The sequence below is a fragment of the Kocuria sp. BT304 genome (assembly GCF_003290245.1).
Classification (GTDB): Bacteria; Actinomycetota; Actinomycetes; order Actinomycetales; family Micrococcaceae; genus Kocuria; species Kocuria rhizophila_A.
Genome location: NZ_CP030039.1, coordinates 2,291,295 through 2,313,562, shown reverse-complemented (window position 1 = coordinate 2,313,562; position 22,268 = coordinate 2,291,295). Strand labels below are relative to the sequence as shown.

Sequence of the window (22,268 nt, the reverse complement as noted above, 5' to 3'; positions counted from 1 at the left end):
CGGGCGCCGCAGCCCGCGCGGGCGGCAGCTTCCGGGAGGACGACGCCGCCCGCCCGAGTGGCGCCGTTCCCGCCGCCGTCAGCCGCGCCCGTTCGGACCCCACGCGGGCCCGCTGGATGTCTCGGCAGGAAAGGCCCGCAGATCTGGTCGGGCCGGCCGGGGCCAGTGCGCCGTGCCGGTCGAGCGGGAACAGCCGAGCCGCGGCGCCGCGCACGGTGGCGACCGCCGGGGGCTGCCGGGCGCCGTCGTGTGCGGTGGATGCCCCGTTAGAATGGCCCGGTGACTCTGCGCTTCTACGACACCGCGTCCGCGACCACCAAGGACTTCGTCCCCGTCCATCCCGGGGAGGCCCGCCTGTACTACTGCGGGGCCACGGTGCAGGGGGCGCCGCACATCGGTCACGTGCGCTCGGCGCTGGTCTTCGACGTGCTGGCCCGCTGGCTGCGCTTCCGTGGACTGGAGGTCACCACGGTTCGCAACGTGACGGACATCGACGACAAGATCCTGGTGAACTCCCGCGCGTCCTACGAGCAGGACTACAGCGGCGACCACGCGCGGGAGCCGTGGTGGGCGCTGGCCTACCGCTTCGAGGGCGTGTTCGGGCAGGCGTACGCCGCCCTGGGCATCGACCGCCCCACGTACGAGCCGCGGGCCACGGGCCACGTGCCCGAGATGCACGCGCTGATCCAGGAGCTGATCGACGCCGGTCACGCCTACCCGGCCACGGACGGCTCCGGGGACGTGTACTTCGACGTCCGGTCCTGGCCCCGCTACGGGGAGCTGACCCGGCAGCGGGTCGAGGACATGCAGGACGCCCCGGACGCCGATCCCCGCGGCAAGCGCGACCCCCGCGACTTCGCCCTGTGGAAGGGCCGCAAGGAGGACGAGCCGCTGAGCGCGTCCTGGGACTCCCCGTGGGGCCGCGGCCGCCCGGGCTGGCACCTGGAGTGCTCTGCGATGGCGGACAAGTACCTGGGTGCCCACTTCGACATCCACGGCGGCGGACTGGACCTGCGCTTCCCGCACCACGAGAACGAGCTCGCCCAGTCCACGGCGGCCGGGCGGGAGTTCGCGAACTTCTGGCTGCACAACGGGCTGGTCACGTACGAGGGCGAGAAGATGTCCAAGTCGATCGGCAACACGGTCTCCCCGCAGGACATGCTGCGCGAGGCGCGCCCGCTCGCGGTGCGCTACTACCTGGGCCAGGCCCACTATCGCTCCGTGCTGGACTACCGGCCCACCTCCCTGCAGGAGGCCACCGCCGCGGTGGAGCGCGTGGAGGCCGTCCTGGTGGCCGCCCGCGCCGCGGGCCTCGGCCTGGACCGGGACACGCAGGACGTCCCCGCCGAGTTCGTGGCCGTGATGGACGACGACCTCAACGTCCCGCGCGCACTGGCCGTGCTGCACGAGACGGTGCGCGCGGCCAACTCGGCGCTCGCCACGGGAGACCACGACGCCGCCCGCCCCCTCGTCGCGGCCGTCGCCGGGATGTCCGACGTCCTCGGGCTGCTGCAGCTCATGGACCTGGAGGGCGCCGGCGCAGGTGGTGCTGAGCACCGCGCTCTCGACGTGCTCGTGCAGGACCTGCTCGCCCAGCGCGCGGCAGCGCGCACCGCGCGGGACTGGGCCAGCGCGGACCGCATCCGGGACCAGCTCGCGGCCGCGGGCGTCGTCGTCAAGGACGGTGCGCAGGGCTCCGCGTGGTCCGTGGAATCGTGACCCTGTCCTAAACTGGGGCGAGATCGCCGACCACCCCGGGGCGGCCGTCCGGCCGTGACCCGTGACCGACACGGAAGTAGTGACCATGGCCCAGAACAGCCGCCCCGGAGCCGTCCGCAAGAAGAAGAAGGGCCCTGTCGTGGGAAGCGGCGGGCAGCGCCGCAAGGGCCTCGAGGGCCGCGGTCCCACGCCCAAGGCCGAGGACCGCGTCTACCACAAGGCGTACAAGGCCAAGCAGGCCGCGGCGCGCAAGCAGCAGAACCAGCCGCGCCGCCCGCAGCGCTCCGGCACGGGTCCCATCAAGGAGGACCTCGTCACGGGCCGCAACTCCGTGCTCGAGGCGCTGCGCGGGGGAGTGCCCGCCAAGACCCTGTTCGTGGCGTCCAAGATCGAGGTGGACGACCGCGTCAAGGACATCCTGCAGCTGTGCGCCGAGCGCCAGGTGCCCACGCTCGAGGCCTCCCGCGGCGAGCTGGACCGGCTCTCGTCGGACGCCATCCACCAGGGCGTGGTGCTGCAGGTCCCGCCGTACGAGTACCCGGACGCGGACGAGCTCGCGGCCTCCGTGATGCACGCCGCGGACCGGGAGCACCCGCCCCTGCTGGTCGCGGCGGACGGCATCACCGACCCCCGCAACCTGGGCGCGATCATCCGCAGCGTCTCCGCGTTCGCCGGGGACGGTGTGATCCTGCCCGAGCGCCGCTCGGCCGGGGTCACGGCCACCGCGTGGAAGACCAGCTCCGGTGCGGCCGCGCGCGTGCCGGTGGCCAAGGCCACCAACCTCACCCGGACCCTGCAGAACTGCAAGAAGCAGGGCTACTTCGTGGTGGGCCTGGACGGCGGCGGGGACATGTCCCTGCCCCAGCTCGAACTCGCCACCGAACCCCTCGTGGTGGTCGTCGGCTCGGAGGGCAAGGGGCTCTCCCGGCTGGTGACCGAGCACTGCGACGCGATCGTCTCCATCCCCATCGAGTCCGCCATGGAGTCGCTCAACGCGTCCATGGCGGTGGGGATCACGCTGTACGAGATCGCGCGCCGCCGTGCAAGCGCGTAGCCACCCCCTGGGAGTCCACCCCTCACGTTCCGGGGACGGCACGGCCAACGTGGCCGTCTACGCTCCCGGGCCGGACGAGGTGGACCTCGTCCTCCAGCGCCCGGGCGAGCCGTGGCAGCGGCTGCGCCTGAACGGGGAGAACCACGGGATCCACTACGCCACGGTGCCCCGCCCGCGCGGCGTGCCCGCGCAGCAAATGACCCCCGAGGAGCTCGCGCGGGACGTGTGCGTGGCCATGCCCGAGGGCACCCGCTACGGCTTCGTGGCGGCCGGTCCGGCGGGCGCCCCCGCCCCGGACCCGGCCGTGGAACCCGTGCTGCTGGACCCGTACGGGCGGGGACTCGAACGGGTGGCACCGCCGCGTGACGTGGCGGATCCCGGCCCCGACGCCTACGGCGGGATGTACGTCTCGGTGGTCACGGCGCAGGAGCACGAGTGGCAGGACCACCACCGGCCCACCCCGCCGTGGCGGGACACCGTGGTCTACGAGGCCCACGTCAAGGGCCTCACCATGCTCCACCCCGACATCCCGCACGAGCTGCGGGGCACCTACGCGGGGCTCGCGCACCCCGTGATGCTGGACTACCTGCGCAGCCTGGGGATCACGGCCGTGGAGCTGCTGCCGGTGCACGCCCACCTGGACGAGCAGCACCTCACCGCCAACGGGCTCACCAACTACTGGGGCTACAACACCCTGAGCTTCTTCGCCCCGCACGCCGGCTACGCCACCGCGGCCGCCCAGGCCGCCGGGCCCACGGCGGTGCTCGACGAGTTCAAGGCCGCCGTGGACGCCCTGCACGGTGCGGGGCTTCAGGTGTTCCTGGACGTCGTCTACAACCACACCGCCGAGGGGGGCCCGGGACAGCGGGCCTACTGCTGGCGGGGTCTGGGGGAGCGCGAGTACTACCGTCACGACGCCCACGGGAACTACGTGGACGTGACCGGGTGCGGGAACTCCCTGGACTTCTCCAACCCGCAGGTGGTGCGCATGGCGCTGGACTCCCTGCGGTACTGGGTCACGCAGTGCCACGTGGACGGCTTCCGCTTCGACCTGGCCCCGGAGCTCGGCCGGGACGAGCACCACCACTTCACCCGCCACCACCCGTTCTTCGTGGCGGTCGCCGCGGACCCCGTGCTGCAGGGCGTGCGGATGATCTCCGAGCCGTGGGACGTGGGTGCCGGCGGCTGGCAGACCGGGCGCTTCCCCACGGGGTGGGCGGACTGGAACGACCAGTACCGGGACACCGTGCGGGACTTCTGGCTCGCGGGCCAGCGCACCATGCGCCGCGGGGGCGGAGGGGGCACGGCGGCACGCCTGGCGGCGGCGATGTCCGGCTCCGCGGAGCTCTTCGCGCCCCACGGGCGCAGCACCCTGGCGTCGGTCAACTTCGTCACCGCGCACGACGGGTTCACCCTCTACGACCTCACGGCCTACGACACCAAGCACAACGAGGCCAACCGCGAGAACAACGCGGACGGCACCAACGACAACCACTCGTGGAACCACGAGCACGAGGGATTCTCCGCGGACGTCCGCGTCCGGGCGGCGCGGGCGGCCACGGCCAGGAACATGATGGCCACGCTGCTGTTCTCCCAGGGCGTGCCGATGATCACCGCCGGGGACGAGCTGCTGCGCTCGCAGGACGGCAACAACAACGCGTACTGCCAGGACAACCGGCTCTCGTGGGTGGACTGGCGGCTCACCCCGTTCGCGCGCTCCATGTTCCACACCACCCAGCGGCTCATCCGCGCCCGCCGCGCGTTCCTCGCGGGTCAGCCACGGCAGTTCCCCACCCGCCCCGAGGACGTGGTGCTGCTGTGGTACGCGAGCACCGGCGAGCCCATGACGGGGCAGCGGTGGCAGACGGACGGGGAGCGCGCGCTGCAGGTGGTCCTCGCGGCGCGCGGGGGAGACCTCGCGGGGCTCTTCGTGCTCAACGGCACCGAGGCGCCGGTCTCCGCGGTGCTGCCCGCGCTCGAGACACCGCCTGACGACGACGCCGCCCCGCCCCCGCGCGAGGCCCGCTACCGGCTCGTGCTCGCCACCGATCCGCAGCTGGACGAGCTCACCGGCAACCGCTGGCGCACCGGTGACACGGTGGAGGTCCCCGCGCAGAGCGTGGCGATGTTCGCCGTCACCTGAGACGCCCGGCCATCGCACGGCCACGCCCCCTCCCGCGCCGGTGTCCGGTGCGGGAGGGGGCGTGGCCTGTTGCGGGACGGGTTCAGTCCGCGGCGTTGCGCACGAGGGCCAGCTCGGCGGGGCCGGCGAGGTCCTCGTGGTGCGGCAGCACCCGCACGGTGTAGCCGAAGGGCCCGGAGCGGTCGATCGTGATGGGCCCGCTGAACCGCACGCGGCCCTGGCCGAGGTCCTCCACGGGCTGCAGCTCGGCGTAGGAGCGCTCGTGGATGTGGTCGGACTCGCTGACGCGGCCGAACCCCACCTGCACGGTGACGTCCTCGGGCTGCAGCGGGCCCAGGTCCACGTAGGCGCTGATGCCCAGCTCGTCCCCGATCTGCGGCTCCTGGTGCACGCCCTGGGCGTCCACGTGCTCCACCCGCACCCCGGGCCACGCGTCCCGGACCCGGTCGATCCACTGCGCACCGGCGCGTGCCACGGCGCCGTCGTCGGCCGTGGCACGGCGGCTGGAGACGCACGCGGGCACGTAGAGCTGCTGGACGTAGTCGGTGAGCATGCGCCGGGAAGAGACCCTGGGGCCCAGGGTGGCGAGCGTGTGCCGCACCATGGCGAGCCACTGGTGGGGCACGGCGTCCTGTGGGGCTGCGGGGATGTCCGCGCGCGCAGCAGGGGCCGCGCCCTCGGAGCCGTCCCCGTAGAAGCGGGGGGCCACGTGGCTCTCGATGAGCTCGTAGAGCGCGGCCGCCTCGACGTCGTCCCGCTCGTCCGTGCTCGCCTTGCCGTCCGCGGTGGGGATCGCCCAGCCGTTCTGGCCGTCGTACATCTCGTCCCACCAGCCGTCGAGCACCGAGAGGTTCAGCCCGCCGTTGATCGCGGCCTTCATCCCCGAGGTGCCGCACGCCTCGAGCGGGCGCAGCGGGTTGTTGAGCCACACGTCGCAGCCCGGGAAGAGCACGCGGGCCATGGCGATGTCGTAGTTGGGCAGGAACACGATCCGGTGGCGCACCTCGGGGTCGTCCGTGAAGCGCACGAGGTCCTGGATCATCCGCTTGCCCATCTCGTCCGCGGGGTGGGACTTGCCCGCGACCACGAGCTGCACGGGCCGCTGCGGGTCCAGCAGGATCCGCTTGAGCCGCTCGGGGTCCCGCAGCATGAGCGTGAGCCGCTTGTACGTGGGCACGCGACGGGCGAAGCCGATGGTGAGCACGTCCGGGTCCAGCACGGACTCGGTCCAGCCCAGCTCGGCGTCCGTGGCCCCGCGCTTCTTCCACGAGGCGCGCAGGCGTTCGCGGACGTCCAGCACGAGGCGCTCGCGCAGCATCCGCCGGGTGGCCCACAGCTCGGCGTCGGGGACCTCGTAGATCTTGCGCCACCGGGCGGCGGGGTCGAGGTCGTTCTCCTGCGGCTCCACGGCCAGCTGCCACACGGTGGGGTCGATCCAGGAGGGCACGTGCACCCCGTTGGTGATCGAGGTGATGGGCACCTCCTCCACGTCGAAGCCCTGCCACAGCCCCTGGAACATGGAGCGGGACACCGCACCGTGCAGCTTGGCCACGCCGTTGGCGCGCTGGGCCAGACGCAGTCCCATGACCGCCATGTTGAACTTGCGCGGGTCACCGCCGGGGTAGGTCTCGGCGCCGAGGTCCAGCACGTTGCCCACGGCAACGGCGGGGGTGAGCCCCGCGGCGAAGAAGTGCTCCACCTGGGCGCGCTCGAAGCGGTCGATGCCCGCGGGCACCGGCGTGTGCGTGGTGAACACCGTGCCCGCGCGGACCTCGGCGAGGGCCTCGCCCCACGTCATGGGAGCGGCGTCGCCGGCAGGATCCATGAGCTCCTGGATCCGCTCGATGCCCAGGAACCCCGCGTGGCCCTCGTTGCAGTGGTAGACCTCCGGGGCCGGGGCGCCGGTGAGCCGGCTGTGGATGCGCAGGGCACGGACCCCGCCCATGCCCAGCAGCAGCTCCTGCTGCAGCCGGTGGTCGCTGCCGCCGCCGTAGAGCCGGTCGGTGACGTTGCGCGCGGCGTCGTCGTTGTCCGGGATGTTCGAGTCCAGCAGCAGCAGGGGCACGCGCCCCACGTCCGCGCGCCAGATCTGGGCGCGCAGGCTCCGGCCGTCCGGCAGCGGCAGGCTCACGCGGGCCGGGGTGCCGTCCGCCTCCCGCAGCAGCGTGAGCGGCAGCTCGTCCGGGTCCAGGACGGGGTAGGTCTCCTGCTGCCAGCCGTCGCGGGACAGGGACTGCTTGAAGTAGCCGGCCTGGTACAGCAGCCCCACGCCCACCACGGGGACGCCCATGTCCGAGGCGGTCTTGAGGTGGTCCCCGGCGAGGATGCCGAGCCCACCCGAGTACTGGGGCAGCGCGGAGGTGATGCCGTACTCGGCGGAGAAGTACGCGATCGCGGCCGGGGCGTCGGGACCCTGGGTGCGCTGGTACCAGTGGGGCTCGGTCAGGTAGGTCTGCAGATCGGCGTCCAGCTCGCGGACCCTGGCCACGAGCTGCGGGTCCTGGGCGATCTGCTGGATCTCCTCGCGGGTCAGCGAGCCGAGGAGTTTGACGGGGTCCCCGTGGACGGACTCCCACGCGTGCGGGTTGAGCTCCGCGAAGAGCCGCTCGGTGGGCTCGTGCCAGGACCAGCGGAGGTTCCTGGCCAGGCGCCCCAGCGGGGCGATCGACTCGGGGAGGACGGTGCGGACGGTGAACCTGCGGATTGCCTTCACACCCGCGAGCCTATCGGCTGGGGGCCCGTGCCGCACGGGTGTCACCGGACGCGTGCCCGCCGGGGGAGCCCGGCGCGGCCTTAAGAATCCCGCCGATAGTGGGTAACGTTGCTCACGTGTCGCAGCAGAACCAGCCCCAAGGCCGCCGCCCCTCCTCAGAGACCGCACCGGACGCCCCCGCGGGGGGTGCCCACCCGGACGTCGGGTCGCGGCTGAGCCCGCCCGTCCCGGCCTCCGGCGTGCCCGACGTCGCTCCCTCGGTCCACCGGGCCGGCACGGAGCCGTCCGCGCCGCAGGCTGCGGAGAAGCCGAGTGCGGAGAACCAGGTTACGGAGCACCGCGCCGGGCAGGGCACCGAGGACGGTTCGGCGCACCGGGTCACGGACGATCGGGCCGGGCACCGGGACTCGGAGCACGCCCAGGCGGGCGTGGCCGCATCCCGGGACGCGGCGGCGTCGTCCGCCACCGACCGTGGAACGGGCGGTGCGCAGGCACCGCACCCCGCGGGGAACGCGGAGGACCCGGGTACCGCGCCCGCGGCATCCGACACCGAGGAGGAGACCGTGGACTTCCCGTCCGAGGACCTGGTGTACGGCCGCATCCCGGTCTCGGACGTCAGCCCCGTGGTCGAGGGCGGGCGCTTCCCCGCCACCGCGATCCCCGGCGAGGACATCCGGGTCATGGCCACGGCCTTCCGCGAGGGCCACGACTCCCTCGGCGTCACGGCCGTGCTCTACGACCCTCAGGGGCGCGAAACGCAGCGCCGGGCCATGACGCTCGTGGAGACCGGCACGGACCGCTACCAGGCCTGGCTGCGCCCCGAGTACGAGGGCCGCTGGAGCTTCGCGGTCGAGGGCTGGTCCGACCTCTACGGCACGTGGCACCACGCCGCCGAGATCAAGCTCGGGGTGGGCCAGGACGTGGAGCTCATGTTCCAGGAGGCCTCCCTGCTCTTCGACGCCGCCTGCAAGGAGTCCGACCGCGGACACCAGGAGGTTCGCGCGTTCGAGGGCGCCGCGGAGGCCATGCGCGACACCTCCCTGACCCCCGAGCAGCGCTGGCAGATCGCGACGTCCGAGACCCTGCGCGGCTACGTGGCGCAGCGCCCCCTGCGGGACCTGGTCTCGAGCTCCGAGCACTACCCGATCGAGGTCGAGCGGGAGGCCGCCGGGCGCGGTGCGTGGTACGAGTTCTTCCCCCGTTCCGAGGGCGCCACCTACGACCCCGCCACCGGGACCTGGACCTCCGGCACGTTCCGCACCGCGGTCTCCGCACTGGACCGTGCCGCGAGCATGGGCTTCGACGTGGCGTACCTGCCGCCCATCCACCCCATCGGGCGCAACCACCGCAAGGGACCCAACAACACGCTGACCGCTGGTGAGCAGGATCCCGGGTCCCCGTGGGCCATCGGCGGACCCGAGGGCGGGCACGACACCATCCACCCGGACCTCGGCACGTTCGAGGACTTCGACGCCTTCGTGGCTCACGCCCACGAACTGGGCCTGGAGGTCGCTCTGGACCTCGCCCTGCAGGCCTCCCCGGACCACCCGTGGGTCACCGAGCACCCGCAGTGGTTCACCACCCGCGCGGACGGCAGCATCGCCTACGCGGAGAACCCGCCCAAGAAGTACCAGGACATCTACCCCTTGAACTTCGACAACGACCCCCAGGGCCTCGCGGCCGAGGTGCTGCGCGTGGTCGAGCTGTGGATCTCCCACGGGGTGGACATCTTCCGCGTGGACAACCCCCACACCAAGCCCCTGTGGTTCTGGGAGTGGCTGATCGCCCGCGTGCGCGAGGATCACCCGGACACCGTGTTCCTGGCCGAGGCGTTCACGCGCCCCGCCATGATGCACGGGCTCGCCAAGGCCGGCTTCCAGCAGTCCTACTCCTACTTCACGTGGCGCAACACCAAGGAGGAGATCGAGGAGTACCTCGAGGAGATCTCCCACGAGACCTCCGGGTTCTACCGCCCCAACTTCTTCGTCAACACCCCGGACATTCTCACGGAGTACCTGCAGTTCGGCGGTCCGGCCGCGTTCAAGGTGCGCGCGGCGCTCGCCGCCACCGCCTCCCCGCTGTGGGGCGTGTACGCGGGCTTCGAGCTCTTCGAGCACGTGGCGCGCCCGGGCGCGGAGGAGTACATCGACAACGAGAAGTTCCAGCTGCGCCCCCGGGACTTCGACGCCGCCGTGGAGCGCGGGGAGTCTCTGGTCCCGTACATCACGCGGCTGAACCAGATCCGCCGGGACCACCCGGCGCTCGGTGACCTGCAGAACCTCACGGTGCAGAGCACCTCGGACGACGCCATCGTCGCGTTCAGCAAGACCAAGACGGTGCAGCGGGACGGCGTGGAGGTCAAGGACACCGTGGTAGTGGTGGTCAACACGGATCCCCACGCCACGCGCGAGGCCACCGTGTGGTTGGACCTGGCCCCGCTGGATTTGCGGGACGAGGACTTCAACGAGGACGGCTCCTTCTGGGTGGACGACCTCATCTCCGGCGCGAGCTGGAAGTGGGGCACCCACAACTACGTGCGGCTGGACCCGTACGTGGAGCCCGCGCACGTGCTGAGCATCCGCCGCCGCGTGAAGTGAGCCCGCGGCCGCCCCGGCCGCCCCGGCGGCCGCGGCGCACCGAGCGCCACCCGAACCCCACACCAGATCCTGCGAGAGGGCAGCCCCGCCGATCATGAGCACCACTCCTTTCCACCTCAACTCTCCCGGGATCGCCCACGACCCCGACTGGTTCCGCAAGGCGGTCTTCTACGAGGTCCTCGTGCGCGCCTTCTCGGACGCGAACGGCGACGGCTCGGGGGACTTCACCGGGCTGATCGACAAGCTCGACTACCTGCAGTGGCTGGGCATCGACTGCCTGTGGCTGCCGCCCTTCTACGAGTCCCCGCTGCGGGACGGCGGCTACGACATCTCCGACTACTACTCCGTGCTGGACGAGTTCGGCACCGTGAGCGACTTCAAGCGACTCGTGGCCGAGGCCCACGCGCGTGGGCTGCGCGTGATCACGGACCTGCCCCTGAACCACACCTCCGACCAGCACCCGTGGTTCCAGGCGTCCCGGGAGGACCCCGAGGGCCCGTACGGGGACTTCTACGTGTGGTCGGACACGGACGAGAAGTACCAGGACGCGCGGATCATCTTCGTGGACACCGAGGTCTCCAACTGGACCTTCGACCCCGTGCGGCGGCAGTTCTTCTGGCACCGGTTCTTCTCCCACCAGCCGGACCTGAACTTCGAGAACCCCAAGGTCGTCGAGGCCGTGTTCGACGTGGTGAAGTTCTGGCTGGACATGGGCATCGACGGCTTCCGCGCGGACGCCATCCCCTACCTCATCGAGGAGGAGGGCACCAACTGCGAGAACCTGCCGGGCACGCACGACTTCCTGGTGCGGCTGCGCGAGATGGTGGACCGCGAGTACCCCGGGCGCGTGATCATCGCGGAAGCCAACCAGATGCCCCACGAGGTCGTGGAGTACTTCGGCACCGAGGACTCCCCTGAGTGCCACATGTGTTTCCACTTCCCGATCATGCCGCGGATCTACTACTCGCTGCGGGACCAGAAGGCCGCACCGATCGTCTCCACCATGGCGAACACCCCGCAGATCCCGCGGGGCACGCAGTGGGGCACGTTCCTGCGCAACCACGACGAGCTGACCCTGGAGATGGTCACGAGCGAGGAGCGCCAGGCCATGCTCGGTTGGTACGCCCCGGACTCCCGGATGCGCGCGAACATCGGCATCCGACGCCGCCTGGCCCCGCTGCTCGACAACTCCCGCGCGGAGCTCGAGCTCGCCCACGCCCTGCTGCTGTCCCTGCCGGGCTCCCCGTTCCTGTACTACGGGGACGAGATCGGCATGGGCGACAACATCTGGCTCGACGACCGTGACGCCTCCCGCACGCCCATGCAGTGGACCCCGGACCGCAACGCGGGCTTCTCCACGGCGGACCCGGGCAAGCTCTACCTCCCGGTGGTGCAGTCGTTGGTCTACAACTACGCGCAGACCAACGTGGAGACCCAGCTGGCGTCGTCGTCCTCCCTGCTGCACTGGATCCGTCAGATGCTCATGGTCCGCAAGGCCCACCCGGCGTTCGGGATGGGCGAGTACATCAACGTGGACACGGACCACGAGTCGGTGCTTGCGTTCCTGCGCCGGCTGGCCCCCGAGGACGCCGACGACGGCGTGGGCGAGACCCTGCTGTGCGTGTTCAACCTGGCGCACACCCCCGCAAGCTGCTCCGTGCACCTCGCGGAGTACGCGGGCCGCGGCACCCGGGAGCTGTTCGGCGGCGAGCCGTTCGGGGAGTTCTCGGAGGCGGGGGACTACCGCGTGACCCTGGGCTCCCAGGACTTCTTCTGGCTGCGGCTGCGCACGGCGCCCAGCCCGGACGGCCACCACCCGGAGACGGTGGCCATGCCCATCATCAGGCCCGCGCGCGGCGAGTGAGCCCGCGCGGGTCCGCCCGTGCGAGCGCAGCAGAGACTTCCAGACGAAAGCGGGGGATCCTCCATGACGGACCAGCAGTTTCTCGACAGGTTGCGTGAGTGGCTGCCGCGGCAGCGGTGGTTCCCGTTCACGGCCACCCCGGACCAGCTGCGGCTGAGCGTGGTGGGGCGCACCGGTCTGGATGCCGGAGGCGGCTGGGCGTCCCAGCCGGGCCGTGAGCGCATCGTGTTCCTGGTGCAGGTCACGGTGGGGGAGCGCAGCGAGCTGCTCAACGTCCCGGTGCTGCTCAGCCACGAGCCCCTGCCGGAGCTGGAGCGCTTCCTGATCGGCTCCTACCGTCCGGGCGGGCCGGACCGTGCGCTGCCCGAGCAGCTGGTGGCCGGGGCGGAGGCCTCGGCGTCCTTCCTGCGCCGGGCGGTGACCCAGGCCGGGTCCCTGCTGGACCGTCGTCGCTCCCGCGCGGCCGCCGCCGAGCAGGAGGCCGCGGGGTCCGGTGTGCAGGAGCAGGACGCCGAGGACGTCACGTTCCACCTGTACGACGCCGTGGCGGAGCCCGGGTTCATGGACCGGGTGCTGCGCATGATGGACGCCCAGCTCACGGAGGGCGGGGTGCTGCGACACGGCATGGGGCTGCACGGGCGGCACACCGGGGCGCTGAACACTGACTACCGGATCGCGGAGCCGGAGCAGGTGCGGGTGATCTCCTCGGAGCAGTCCAACACCTCGGTGATCCTGTTCCCTGCCGAGTCCGACGAGGACTCCGTGCTGCGCGGTGACGCCGTGATCGTCAAGTTCTTCCGCGTGGTCGGGGAGGGCCGCAACCCGGACGTGGAGGTGGGGGTCAAGCTCACGTCCCACGGCTCCTCCGGCGTGCCGGCCACCGCGGGCTGGATCGACGCGCAGTGGCGCCAGGGGCTCGTGACCACGTCCGGGCAGCTCGCGGTGGCCGCCCAGTTCCTGAACCACTCCCAGGACGCGTGGGCCATGGCGGTGGCGGCGGCCGAGCAGGAGCTGGACTTCACGGGCCCGGCCCGGCGCCTCGGCGCCACGACCGCCCACGTGCACGCGGACCTCGCGGCCGCGTTCCCGCCCGTGCCGGTGGACGACGACGCCCGGCGCCGGTTCCTGGCGGACCTCGCCCAGCGCGTGCGGTGGGCCTGGGACTCGTGCGGGGAGCGTTTCGAGGAGCACCGCGCCGAGGTGGACGCCCTTCTGGAGGAGCTCTCGGGGATCCGTGAGATCCCCGCGCGGCAGCGCATCCACGGCGACTACCACCTGGGGCAGGTGCTGCACAGCGCGGAGCAGGGTTTCCGGATCCTGGACTTCGAGGGCGAGCCCCTGCGGCCCATCAAGGAGCGGGTCCGTCCGGACGTGGCCCTGCGGGACGTGGTGGGCATGCTCCGCTCGTTCGACTACGCCGGCGCCATGGCGGGCCGGGAACGGGGTCGTGACCTCGGGGCGTGGACCCGTGCGGTCTCCGAGGCGTTCCTGGAGGGCTACAGCGCCTCGAGCGGCACGCACGTGGACACCGACAGCGTGCTCTTCCGCGCCCTGTGGCTGGACAAGGCCCTCTACGAGGTGGTCTACGAGCAGCGCAACCGCCCCGACTGGGTGCAGGTGCCCGCCCAGGCCGTGGTTCGTTCGCTTGAGCGTGCACGCTCCCGTACCGTGGCAGCAGAGCACCACGAGAGTCATCCACCCACGTCGAGAACCGAGGATGTCGTGACCACTGAGCACCCCCGCCCCTCAGATCCCGCCACTCCCTCCGAGCGCGAGCCGCAGGCCCCGTCCGGCGCTCCGTGCGCCGACGACGCCGCCCGCCCGGCGTCCACGCCGCGCTCGCCCGAGCCTCTGGGCGGGGTTCCCGCCGCACCGTCGGCTGCCGGTGACGCCGTGACCGGCGGATCCGCGCACGACGGCGCGAGGGACTGCGGCGGCGTCCCCGGCGGTGACGAGACACGCGCGGCCGGGGCGGCGTCGTCGTCCGAGGTGCAGCACGAGCCGAGCCGGGTCACGGAGGACGTCCTGGCCGCGGTGGCCGAGGGCAGGTACCACGACCCCCACTCCGTGCTGGGCGCCCATCCCAACCCTGACGGCACGGTGACCATCCGCACGCTGCGCCGGTTCGCCACGGCGGTCTCGGTGCGAACCCCGGACGGCACCTTCCCGCTGGAGCACGAGTGGGGCGGCATCTTCACCGGCGTGGTCCCCGCCCATGAGCAGGGCAGGATCCCGGACTACCGGGTGGAGGTCAGCTACGCGGGCAAGGAGCCCGAGCTCGTGGACGACCCGTACCGCTTCGCCCCGAGCCTGGGCGAGCTGGACCTGCACCTGATCGGCGAGGGCCGGCACGAGACCCTGTGGGACGTGCTCGGTGCGCACGTCCACCGGTACCCGTCCCCCCTGGGGGACGTCAGCGGCGTCAGCTTCGCGGTGTGGGCCCCGAACGCTCAGTCGGTGCGCGTGATCGGGGACTTCAACGGCTGGGACGGCTCCGAGCACGCGATGCGCTCGCTGGGCTCGAGCGGCGTCTGGGAGCTGTTCGTCCCGGGCATGAAGTCCGGTGACACGTACAAGTTCCGCATCCGCGGCGCGGACGGCGCGTGGCGGGACAAGGCGGACCCCATGGCCTTCGGGACCGAGATCCCGCCGTCCACGGCGTCGCGCGTGTTCGAGCCCGAGTACGAGTTCCAGGACCACGAGTGGATGGCCTCCCGCGCCGCCAAGGACCCCCACAACGCGCCCATGAGCGTGTACGAGATGCACATCGGCTCGTGGCGCATGGGGCTGGGGTACGTGGACCTCGCGCGCGAGCTCGTGGAGTACCTCACGTGGCAGGGCTTCACCCACGTGGAGTTCATGCCCGTGGCCGAGCACCCCTTCGGGGGCTCGTGGGGTTACCAGGTCACCGGGTACTACGCCCCGTCCTCGCGCTTCGGCTCCCCGGACGAGTTCCGGTACCTCGTGGACCAGCTGCACCAGGCGGGGATCGGCGTGCTCGTGGACTGGGTCCCGGGGCACTTCCCCAAGGACGAGTGGGCGCTGGCCAACTTCGACGGCCAGCCGCTCTACGAGCACCCGGACCCTCGCCGCGGTGAGCACAAGGACTGGGGCACCCTCATCTTCGACTACGGTCGGCGCGAGGTCCGCAACTTCCTGGTGGCCAACGCCAACTACTGGCTCGAGGAGTTTCACGTGGACGGGCTGCGCGTGGACGCGGTCGCCTCCATGCTCTACCTGGACTACTCCCGCAACGACGGCGAGTGGGAGCCCAACCAGTTCGGCGGCCGGGAGAACCTGGAGGCCATCGCGTTCCTGCAGGAGGCCAACGCCACCGCCTACCGGCGCAACCCGGGCATCGTGATGATCGCGGAGGAGTCCACCTCGTTCCCCGGCGTCACCAAGCCCACGAGCGCGGGCGGGCTGGGCTTCGGCATCAAGTGGAACATGGGGTGGATGCACGACAGCCTCGAGTACATGGCCGAGGATCCGATCAACCGGCACTACCACCACAACAAGGCCACGTTCTCCATGGTCTACGCGTTCTCGGAGAACTTCATCCTGCCCATCTCGCACGACGAGGTGGTCTACGGCAAGGGCTCGCTGCTGCGGAAGATGCCGGGGGACCGGTGGCAGCAGCTCGCGAACGTGCGCGCCTACCTCGCCTACATGTGGGCCCACCCCGGCAAGCAGCTGATCTTCATGGGCACCGAGTACGCCCAGGAGTCGGAGTGGTCCCAGGAGCACGGACTGGACTGGTGGCTCTCCGAGACGCCCCCGCACCACGGGGTCCAGGAGCTCGTGCGCAGCCTGAACGAGGTCTACCGGAACACCCCGGCGCTGTACGCCCGCGACAACGACCCCTCCGGTTTCGAGTGGATCGACGCGAACGACGCCAAGCGCAACACGCTCTCGTTCACCCGCTGGGACGACCAGGGCAACCCCCTGGTGTGCATCGCCAACTTCGCGGGCAACACCCACGAGGGCTTCCGGCTGGGTCTGCCGTGGGCCGGGGAGTGGGAGGAAGTGCTCAACACGGACTCCGAGCTCTTCGGCGGCTCCGGTGTCGGGAACCTCGGGAAGGTCACCGCGGTGGAGGGCGCCTACGAGAACAAGCCGGCCTCCGCCGAACTGACCGTCCCGCCGCTCGCCGTGCTCTTCCTCAAGCCGGCATCCAGCTCGCACACCGGGCAGGACACCACCTCGGCCTGAGCGCCCGCGCCCGCCGAGCGGGCTGACGGCACCGGTCGACGAACCCGCGGGGGCACAGCCCCCGCGGGTTTGTCCTATCCGGGGCGGGCATGTAATGTCTTCCGAGTTGCCGCGGCAGCCGCCCACGGGGCGCAGACGCGGCAGCAGGGAGAGATCCACCGCCAGAACGGCCGACCGCAAGGGACGCCAGGATGTGCTAGGATGAATCCCCGCAAGTCACCGACACGGCTGACGAGAGATCCAGGCAACCAGGAGTTCACCTCGGGTTGCAGGGAACGTCGCCGGGAGGTAACCTTGCAGACCGCAACCGATCGTGGTGGTCCTCGTGTTGGGGAGCCGCGTTGTGGTGTGTTGTTTGTCAACTCAATAGTGTGTCTAGTTTGTTGATACCAAAGTTTTTATTTTTTGGTTGATGGCCCGATGCCTTTTCAGGTGTTTTCCCGTTTCCTGGGGGTGTTGGGTGTCAGCTGGGATCCTACCGGCCGCGCTGAGGTGTGGTGGGTGGTTTCTGTTGAATTTTTTGACGGAGAGTTTGATCCTGGCTCAGGACGAACGCTGGCGGCGTGCTTAACACATGCAAGTCGAACGCTGAAGCTTGGTGCTTGCACTGGGTGGATGAGTGGCGAACGGGTGAGTAATACGTGAGTAACCTGCCCTTGACTCTGGGATAAGCCTGGGAAACTGGGTCTAATACTGGATACGACGGCGCATCGCATGGTGTGTTGTGGAAAGGGTTTTACTGGTTTTGGATGGGCTCACGGCCTATCAGCTTGTTGGTGGGGTAATGGCTCACCAAGGCGACGACGGGTAGCCGGCCTGAGAGGGTGACCGGCCACACTGGGACTGAGACACGGCCCAGACTCCTACGGGAGGCAGCAGTGGGGAATATTGCACAATGGGCGGAAGCCTGATGCAGCGACGCCGCGTGAGGGATGACGGCCTTCGGGTTGTAAACCTCTTTCAGCACGGAAGAAGCGAGAGTGACGGTACGTGCAGAAGAAGCGCCGGCTAACTACGTGCCAGCAGCCGCGGTAATACGTAGGGCGCAAGCGTTGTCCGGAATTATTGGGCGTAAAGAGCTCGTAGGCGGTTTGTCGCGTCTGCTGTGAAAGCCCGGGGCTTAACCCCGGGTGTGCAGTGGGTACGGGCAGACTTGAGTGCAGTAGGGGAGACTGGAATTCCTGGTGTAGCGGTGAAATGCGCAGATATCAGGAGGAACACCGATGGCGAAGGCAGGTCTCTGGGCTGTTACTGACGCTGAGGAGCGAAAGCATGGGGAGCGAACAGGATTAGATACCCTGGTAGTCCATGCCGTAAACGTTGGGCACTAGGTGTGGGGAACATTCCACGTTTTCCGCGCCGTAGCTAACGCATTAAGTGCCCCGCCTGGGGAGTACGGCCGCAAGGCTAAAACTCAAAGGAATTGACGGGGGCCCGCACAAGCGGCGGAGCATGCGGATTAATTCGATGCAACGCGAAGAACCTTACCAAGGCTTGACATACACCGGACCGGGCCAGAGATGGTCTTTCCCCCTTGTGGGGCTGGTGTACAGGTGGTGCATGGTTGTCGTCAGCTCGTGTCGTGAGATGTTGGGTTAAGTCCCGCAACGAGCGCAACCCTCGTTCTATGTTGCCAGCACGTGATGGTGGGGACTCATAGGAGACTGCCGGGGTCAACTCGGAGGAAGGTGGGGATGACGTCAAATCATCATGCCCCTTATGTCTTGGGCTTCACGCATGCTACAATGGCCAGTACAATGGGTTGCGATGCCGTGAGGTGGAGCTAATCCCAAAAAGCTGGTCTCAGTTCGGATCGTGGTCTGCAACTCGACCACGTGAAGTCGGAGTCGCTAGTAATCGCAGATCAGCAACGCTGCGGTGAATACGTTCCCGGGCCTTGTACACACCGCCCGTCAAGTCACGAAAGTTGGTAACACCCGAAGCCGGTGGCCTAACCCTTGTGGGAGGGAGCCGTCGAAGGTGGGACTGGCGATTGGGACTAAGTCGTAACAAGGTAGCCGTACCGGAAGGTGCGGCTGGATCACCTCCTTTCTAAGGAGCACTGTGGCTGGCCGTGTGGCCGGCACCCACGATCCTCGTCATTTTCGGCGGGGTGTGGTTGATGCTCATGGGTGGAATATCAGCAAGCGGACACGCTGTGCCCTGACACGGGAACACGACCGGACACGAGTTCTGGTGGTGGTGTTGGGGTGGTGGCGTGGTGGCACATTGTTGGGTTGTCGATCAACACGTCAGTGTTGGTTGGTTTCCCGCAGCATCACGAGACTGGGATGGTTGTCCTGGTGGGGTGGTGTTGGTGGGTTGTTGTTTGTCAACTACATAGTGGACGCGAGCATCTTTGACGCCGCGCACCTGGAAGGGTGTGTGGTGTGTTCTTTGATGATTTATTTGTGTTGTGTGGCGTATAAGTTGTTACGAGCACACGGTGGATGCCTTGGCATCAGGAGCTGATGAAGGACGTGGAAATCTGCGATAAGCCTCGGGGAGCTGATAAACGAGCTGTGATCCGAGGGTCTCCGAATGGGGTAACCCGGCTGCGTATCATGCGTGGTCACTCGTATCTGAATTCATAGGGTGCGAGGAGGAACGTGGGGAAGTGAAACATCTCAGTACCCATAGGAAGAGAAAACAACAGTGATTCCGTGAGTAGTGGCGAGCGAAAGCGGATGGTGGCTAAACCGGTTGTGTGTGATACCTGGCGAGGGTTGCATGATCGGGGTTGTGGGATGCGTTGTTCCTGGGGTCGCCACCCTGGGCGCTGTGGCGTGGTGGTAGTCGAACTGGTGGTGAGTGCCAGACCGTAGGGGGTGTGAGTCCCGTAGACGAAACTGTCATTGTCGTGGTGTGACGTTGTTCCCGAGTAGCACGGGGCCCGTGAAATCTCGTGTGAATCTGCCAGGACCACCTGGTAAGCCTGAATACTTCCTGATGACCGATAGCGGATCAGTACCGTGAGGGAATGGTGAAAAGTACCCCGGGAGGGGAGTGAAATAGTACCTGAAACCGTGTGCTTACAAGCCGTTGGAGCCTTTTGGGGTGACAGCGTGCCTTTTGAAGAATGAGCCTGCGAGTTAGTGTTACGTCGCGAGATTAACCCGTGTGGGGTAGTCGTAGCGAAAGCGAGTCTGAATAGGGCGTTGTGAGTGGCGTGATCTAGACCCGAAGCGGAGTGATCTACCCATGGCCAGGTTGAAGCGCGTGTAAGAGCGCGTGGAGGACCGAACCCACTTCAGTTGAAAATGGAGGGGATGAGCTGTGGGTAGGGGTGAAAGGCCAATCAAACTCCGTGATAGCTGGTTCTCCCCGAAATGCATTTAGGTGCAGCGTTGCGTGTTGCTTGCTGGAGGTAGAGCTACTGGATGGCTGATGGGCCCTACAAGGTTACTGACGTCAACCAAACTCCGAATGCCAGTCAAGTGTAAGCGTGGCAGTGAGACTGTGGGGGATAAGCTTCATAGTCGAAAGGGAAACAGCCCAGACCATCAACTAAGGCCCCTAAGCGTGTGCTAAGTGGGAAAGGATGTGGAGTTGCTGAGACAACCAGGAGGTTGGCTTAGAAGCAGCCACCCTTGAAAGAGTGCGTAATAGCTCACTGGTCAAGTGATTCCGCGCCGATAATGTAGCGGGGCTCAAGTACACCGCCGAAGTTGTGGCATGACACCGTTAGCTGAGCCGTTTGTGGTTGAGGTGGTGTTGTGGGTAGGGGAGCGTCGTTGGGGTAGTGAAGCTGCGGGGTGACCCAGTGGTGGAACCTCAACGAGTGAGAATGCAGGCATGAGTAGCGATAGACGGGTGAGAAACCCGTCCGCCGGATGATCAAGGGTTCCAGGGTCAAGCTAATCTGCCCTGGGTGAGTCGGGACCTAAGGCGAGGCCGACAGGCGTAGTCGATGGACAACGGGTTGATATTCCCGTACCGATGAAGAACCGACCCTACTGAGCCGGGGATACTAACCACCCGAGCCACCATGACCGTGACCCCTTGTGGGTCGCGGGGTGTGTGGTGAGGCTGGGACCTGATCCGGGGAGGTAAACGTGTTAACAGGTGTGACGCAGGAAGGTAGCCGAGCCAGGCGATGGTTGTCCTGGTCTAAGCATGTAGGGTGACCCGTTGGTAAATCCGCGGGTTGTGTGCCTGAGATGTGATGGGACTCTCTTAGGTGAGAGAATTCGGTGATCCTATGCTGCCAAGAAAAGCATCGACGTTAGGTTCTAGTCGCCCGTACCCCAAACCGACACAGGTGATCAGGTAGAGAATACTAAGGCGTTCGAGAGAATCATGGTTAAGGAACTCGGCAAAATGCCCCCGTAACTTCGGGAGAAGGGGGGCCCTGTCTGGTGAGCACACGTGCTGTGTGAGCTGGGTGGGGTCGCAGAGGCTAGGGGGAAGCGACTGTTTATCAAAAACACAGGTCCGTGCGAAGTCGTAAGACGATGTATACGGACTGACTCCTGCCCGGTGCTGGAAGGTTAAGAGGACCTGTTAGACCCTTCGGGGTCGAAGCGGAGAATTTAAGCCCCAGTAAACGGCGGTGGTAACTATAACCATCCTAAGGTAGCGAAATTCCTTGTCGGGTAAGTTCCGACCTGCACGAATGGAGTAACGACTTCCCTACTGTCTCAACCATGAACTCGGCGAAATTGCAGTACGAGTAAAGATGCTCGTTTCGCGCAGCAGGACGGAAAGACCCCGAGACCTTTACTATAGTTTGGTATTGGTGTTCGGTGTGGCTTGTGTAGGATAGGTGGGAGACTGTGAAGCTATCACGCTAGTGGTGGTGGAGTCGTTGTTGAAATACCACTCTGGTCACTCTGGACATCTAACTTCGGCCCGTGATCCGGGTCAGGGACAGTGCCTGATGGGTAGTTTAACTGGGGCGGTTGCCTCCTAAAGAGTAACGGAGGCGCCCAAAGGTTCCCTCAGCCTGGTCGGCAATCAGGTGTTGAGTGTAAGTGCACAAGGGAGCTTGACTGTGAGAGTGACAGCTCGAGCAGGGACGAAAGTCGGGACTAGTGATCCGGCGGTACATTGTGGAATGGCCGTCGCTCAACGGATAAAAGGTACCTCGGGGATAACAGGCTGATCTTGCCCAAGAGTCCATATCGACGGCATGGTTTGGCACCTCGATGTCGGCTCGTCGCATCCTGGGGCTGGAGTTGGTCCCAAGGGTTGGGCTGTTCGCCCATTAAAGCGGTACGCGAGCTGGGTTCAGAACGTCGTGAGACAGTTCGGTCCCTATCCGCTGCGTGCGTTGGAAATTTGTGGAGGCCTGTCCTTAGTACGAGAGGACCGGGACGGACGAACCTCTGGTATGTCAGTTGTTCCGCCAGGAGCATCGCTGATTAGCTACGTTCGGGATTGATAACCGCTGAAAGCATCTAAGCGGGAAGCTTGCTCCGAGATGAGATTTCCTGACCCCCTTTGTGGGGTGTGAGGTGCCCAGTAGACGACTGGGTTGATAGGCCAGGTGTGGAAGCGTTGTAAGGCGTGGAGCTGACTGGTACTAATACACCGAAGACTTATACACACACGATCTGTCATCAAGAGTGTGGTGTTCGCGTTCACTATGTGGTTGACCACCAACAACCCCGGCCCCCCGTTGTGGGGGGTGTGGGTGTGTGGTTGACAGAGGAATACAGGTTTGACCCGTGGTAGTCACGGGAACCAGGTTTCCGCCCCCGGTTGTGTGGGGTGGTGCAGGTTTCCGGTGGTTATAGCGTGGGGGAAACGCCCGGTCCCATCCCGAACCCGGTAGCTAAGACCCACAGCGCTGATGGTACTGCACTCGGTAGGGTGTGGGAGAGTAAGTCACCGCCGGAATTAACATGAACAGGGTTGAGGCCCCACACCGTACGGTGTGGGGCCTCCCCGCATTTAACAACCCATGCAGGCGAGTCCGCCTCCGTGCTTCTCGTCCTCACTGATAGGTTGCTGGCACAGCCGGC

7 protein-coding genes and 3 rRNA genes are annotated in these 22,268 nt (G+C 67.6%); 9 read left to right on the top strand and 1 reads right to left on the bottom strand.

What is annotated here, in order from left to right:
- Nucleotides 1–279: 279 nt before the first annotated feature.
- The 3 genes from cysS (at nucleotide 280) to glgX (ending at nucleotide 4,916) form a co-directional block, all read left to right on the top strand.
- Nucleotides 280–1,719, top strand: a complete 1,440-nt coding sequence (gene cysS / locus DNL27_RS10145; RefSeq protein ID WP_112235474.1) for a cysteine--tRNA ligase — start codon at nucleotides 280–282, stop codon at nucleotides 1,717–1,719.
- A gap of 85 nt (nucleotides 1,720–1,804) precedes the next feature.
- A complete protein-coding gene (gene rlmB, locus DNL27_RS10140) occupies nucleotides 1,805–2,773 on the top strand; it encodes a 23S rRNA (guanosine(2251)-2'-O)-methyltransferase RlmB (protein ID WP_012398936.1) in 969 nt (322 codons plus the stop codon).
- The gene (gene glgX, locus DNL27_RS10135) at nucleotides 2,760–4,916 is read left to right on the top strand and encodes a glycogen debranching protein GlgX (protein WP_012398935.1); all 2,157 of its coding nucleotides are present in this window, start codon (nucleotides 2,760–2,762) and stop codon (nucleotides 4,914–4,916) included. The genes rlmB and glgX overlap by 14 nt, the downstream gene beginning before the upstream one ends.
- Before the next feature lie 82 nt (nucleotides 4,917–4,998).
- Here the strand turns inward: glgX and glgP are convergent, their stop codons facing one another.
- A complete protein-coding gene (gene glgP / locus DNL27_RS10130; protein WP_112235473.1) occupies nucleotides 4,999–7,629 on the bottom strand; it encodes an alpha-glucan family phosphorylase in 2,631 nt (876 codons plus the stop codon).
- 116 nt (nucleotides 7,630–7,745) lie between these two features.
- Between glgP and DNL27_RS10125 the strand changes: the two genes are divergently transcribed.
- The 6 genes from DNL27_RS10125 to rrf all read left to right on the top strand — a co-directional run bounded on the left by DNL27_RS10125 (nucleotide 7,746) and on the right by rrf (nucleotide 22,143).
- Nucleotides 7,746–10,226, top strand: coding sequence for a maltotransferase domain-containing protein (locus DNL27_RS10125; protein ID WP_370447100.1), 2,481 nt, complete (start codon nucleotides 7,746–7,748; stop codon nucleotides 10,224–10,226).
- Nucleotides 10,227–10,320: 94 nt separating this feature from the next.
- On the top strand, nucleotides 10,321–12,090 hold the full coding sequence (treS, locus tag DNL27_RS10115) for a maltose alpha-D-glucosyltransferase (protein WP_012398932.1): 1,770 nt from the start codon (nucleotides 10,321–10,323) through the stop codon (nucleotides 12,088–12,090).
- A 63-nt stretch (nucleotides 12,091–12,153) separates the two neighbouring features.
- Nucleotides 12,154–16,302 carry a 1,4-alpha-glucan branching protein GlgB gene (gene glgB, locus DNL27_RS10110; protein ID WP_112235471.1) on the top strand — a complete coding sequence of 1,383 codons (4,149 nt, stop codon included), beginning with the start codon at nucleotides 12,154–12,156 and terminating at the stop codon, nucleotides 16,300–16,302.
- 520 nt (nucleotides 16,303–16,822) lie between these two features.
- Nucleotides 16,823–18,354: ribosomal RNA gene (locus DNL27_RS10105) — 16S ribosomal RNA — on the top strand.
- A 371-nt stretch (nucleotides 18,355–18,725) separates the two neighbouring features.
- Nucleotides 18,726–21,850: ribosomal RNA gene (locus DNL27_RS10100) — 23S ribosomal RNA — on the top strand.
- A 176-nt stretch (nucleotides 21,851–22,026) separates the two neighbouring features.
- Nucleotides 22,027–22,143, top strand: a 5S ribosomal RNA gene (gene rrf, locus DNL27_RS10095).
- Together the 16S, 23S and 5S rRNA genes form the textbook arrangement of a ribosomal RNA operon.
- Nucleotides 22,144–22,268 lie beyond the last annotated feature (125 nt).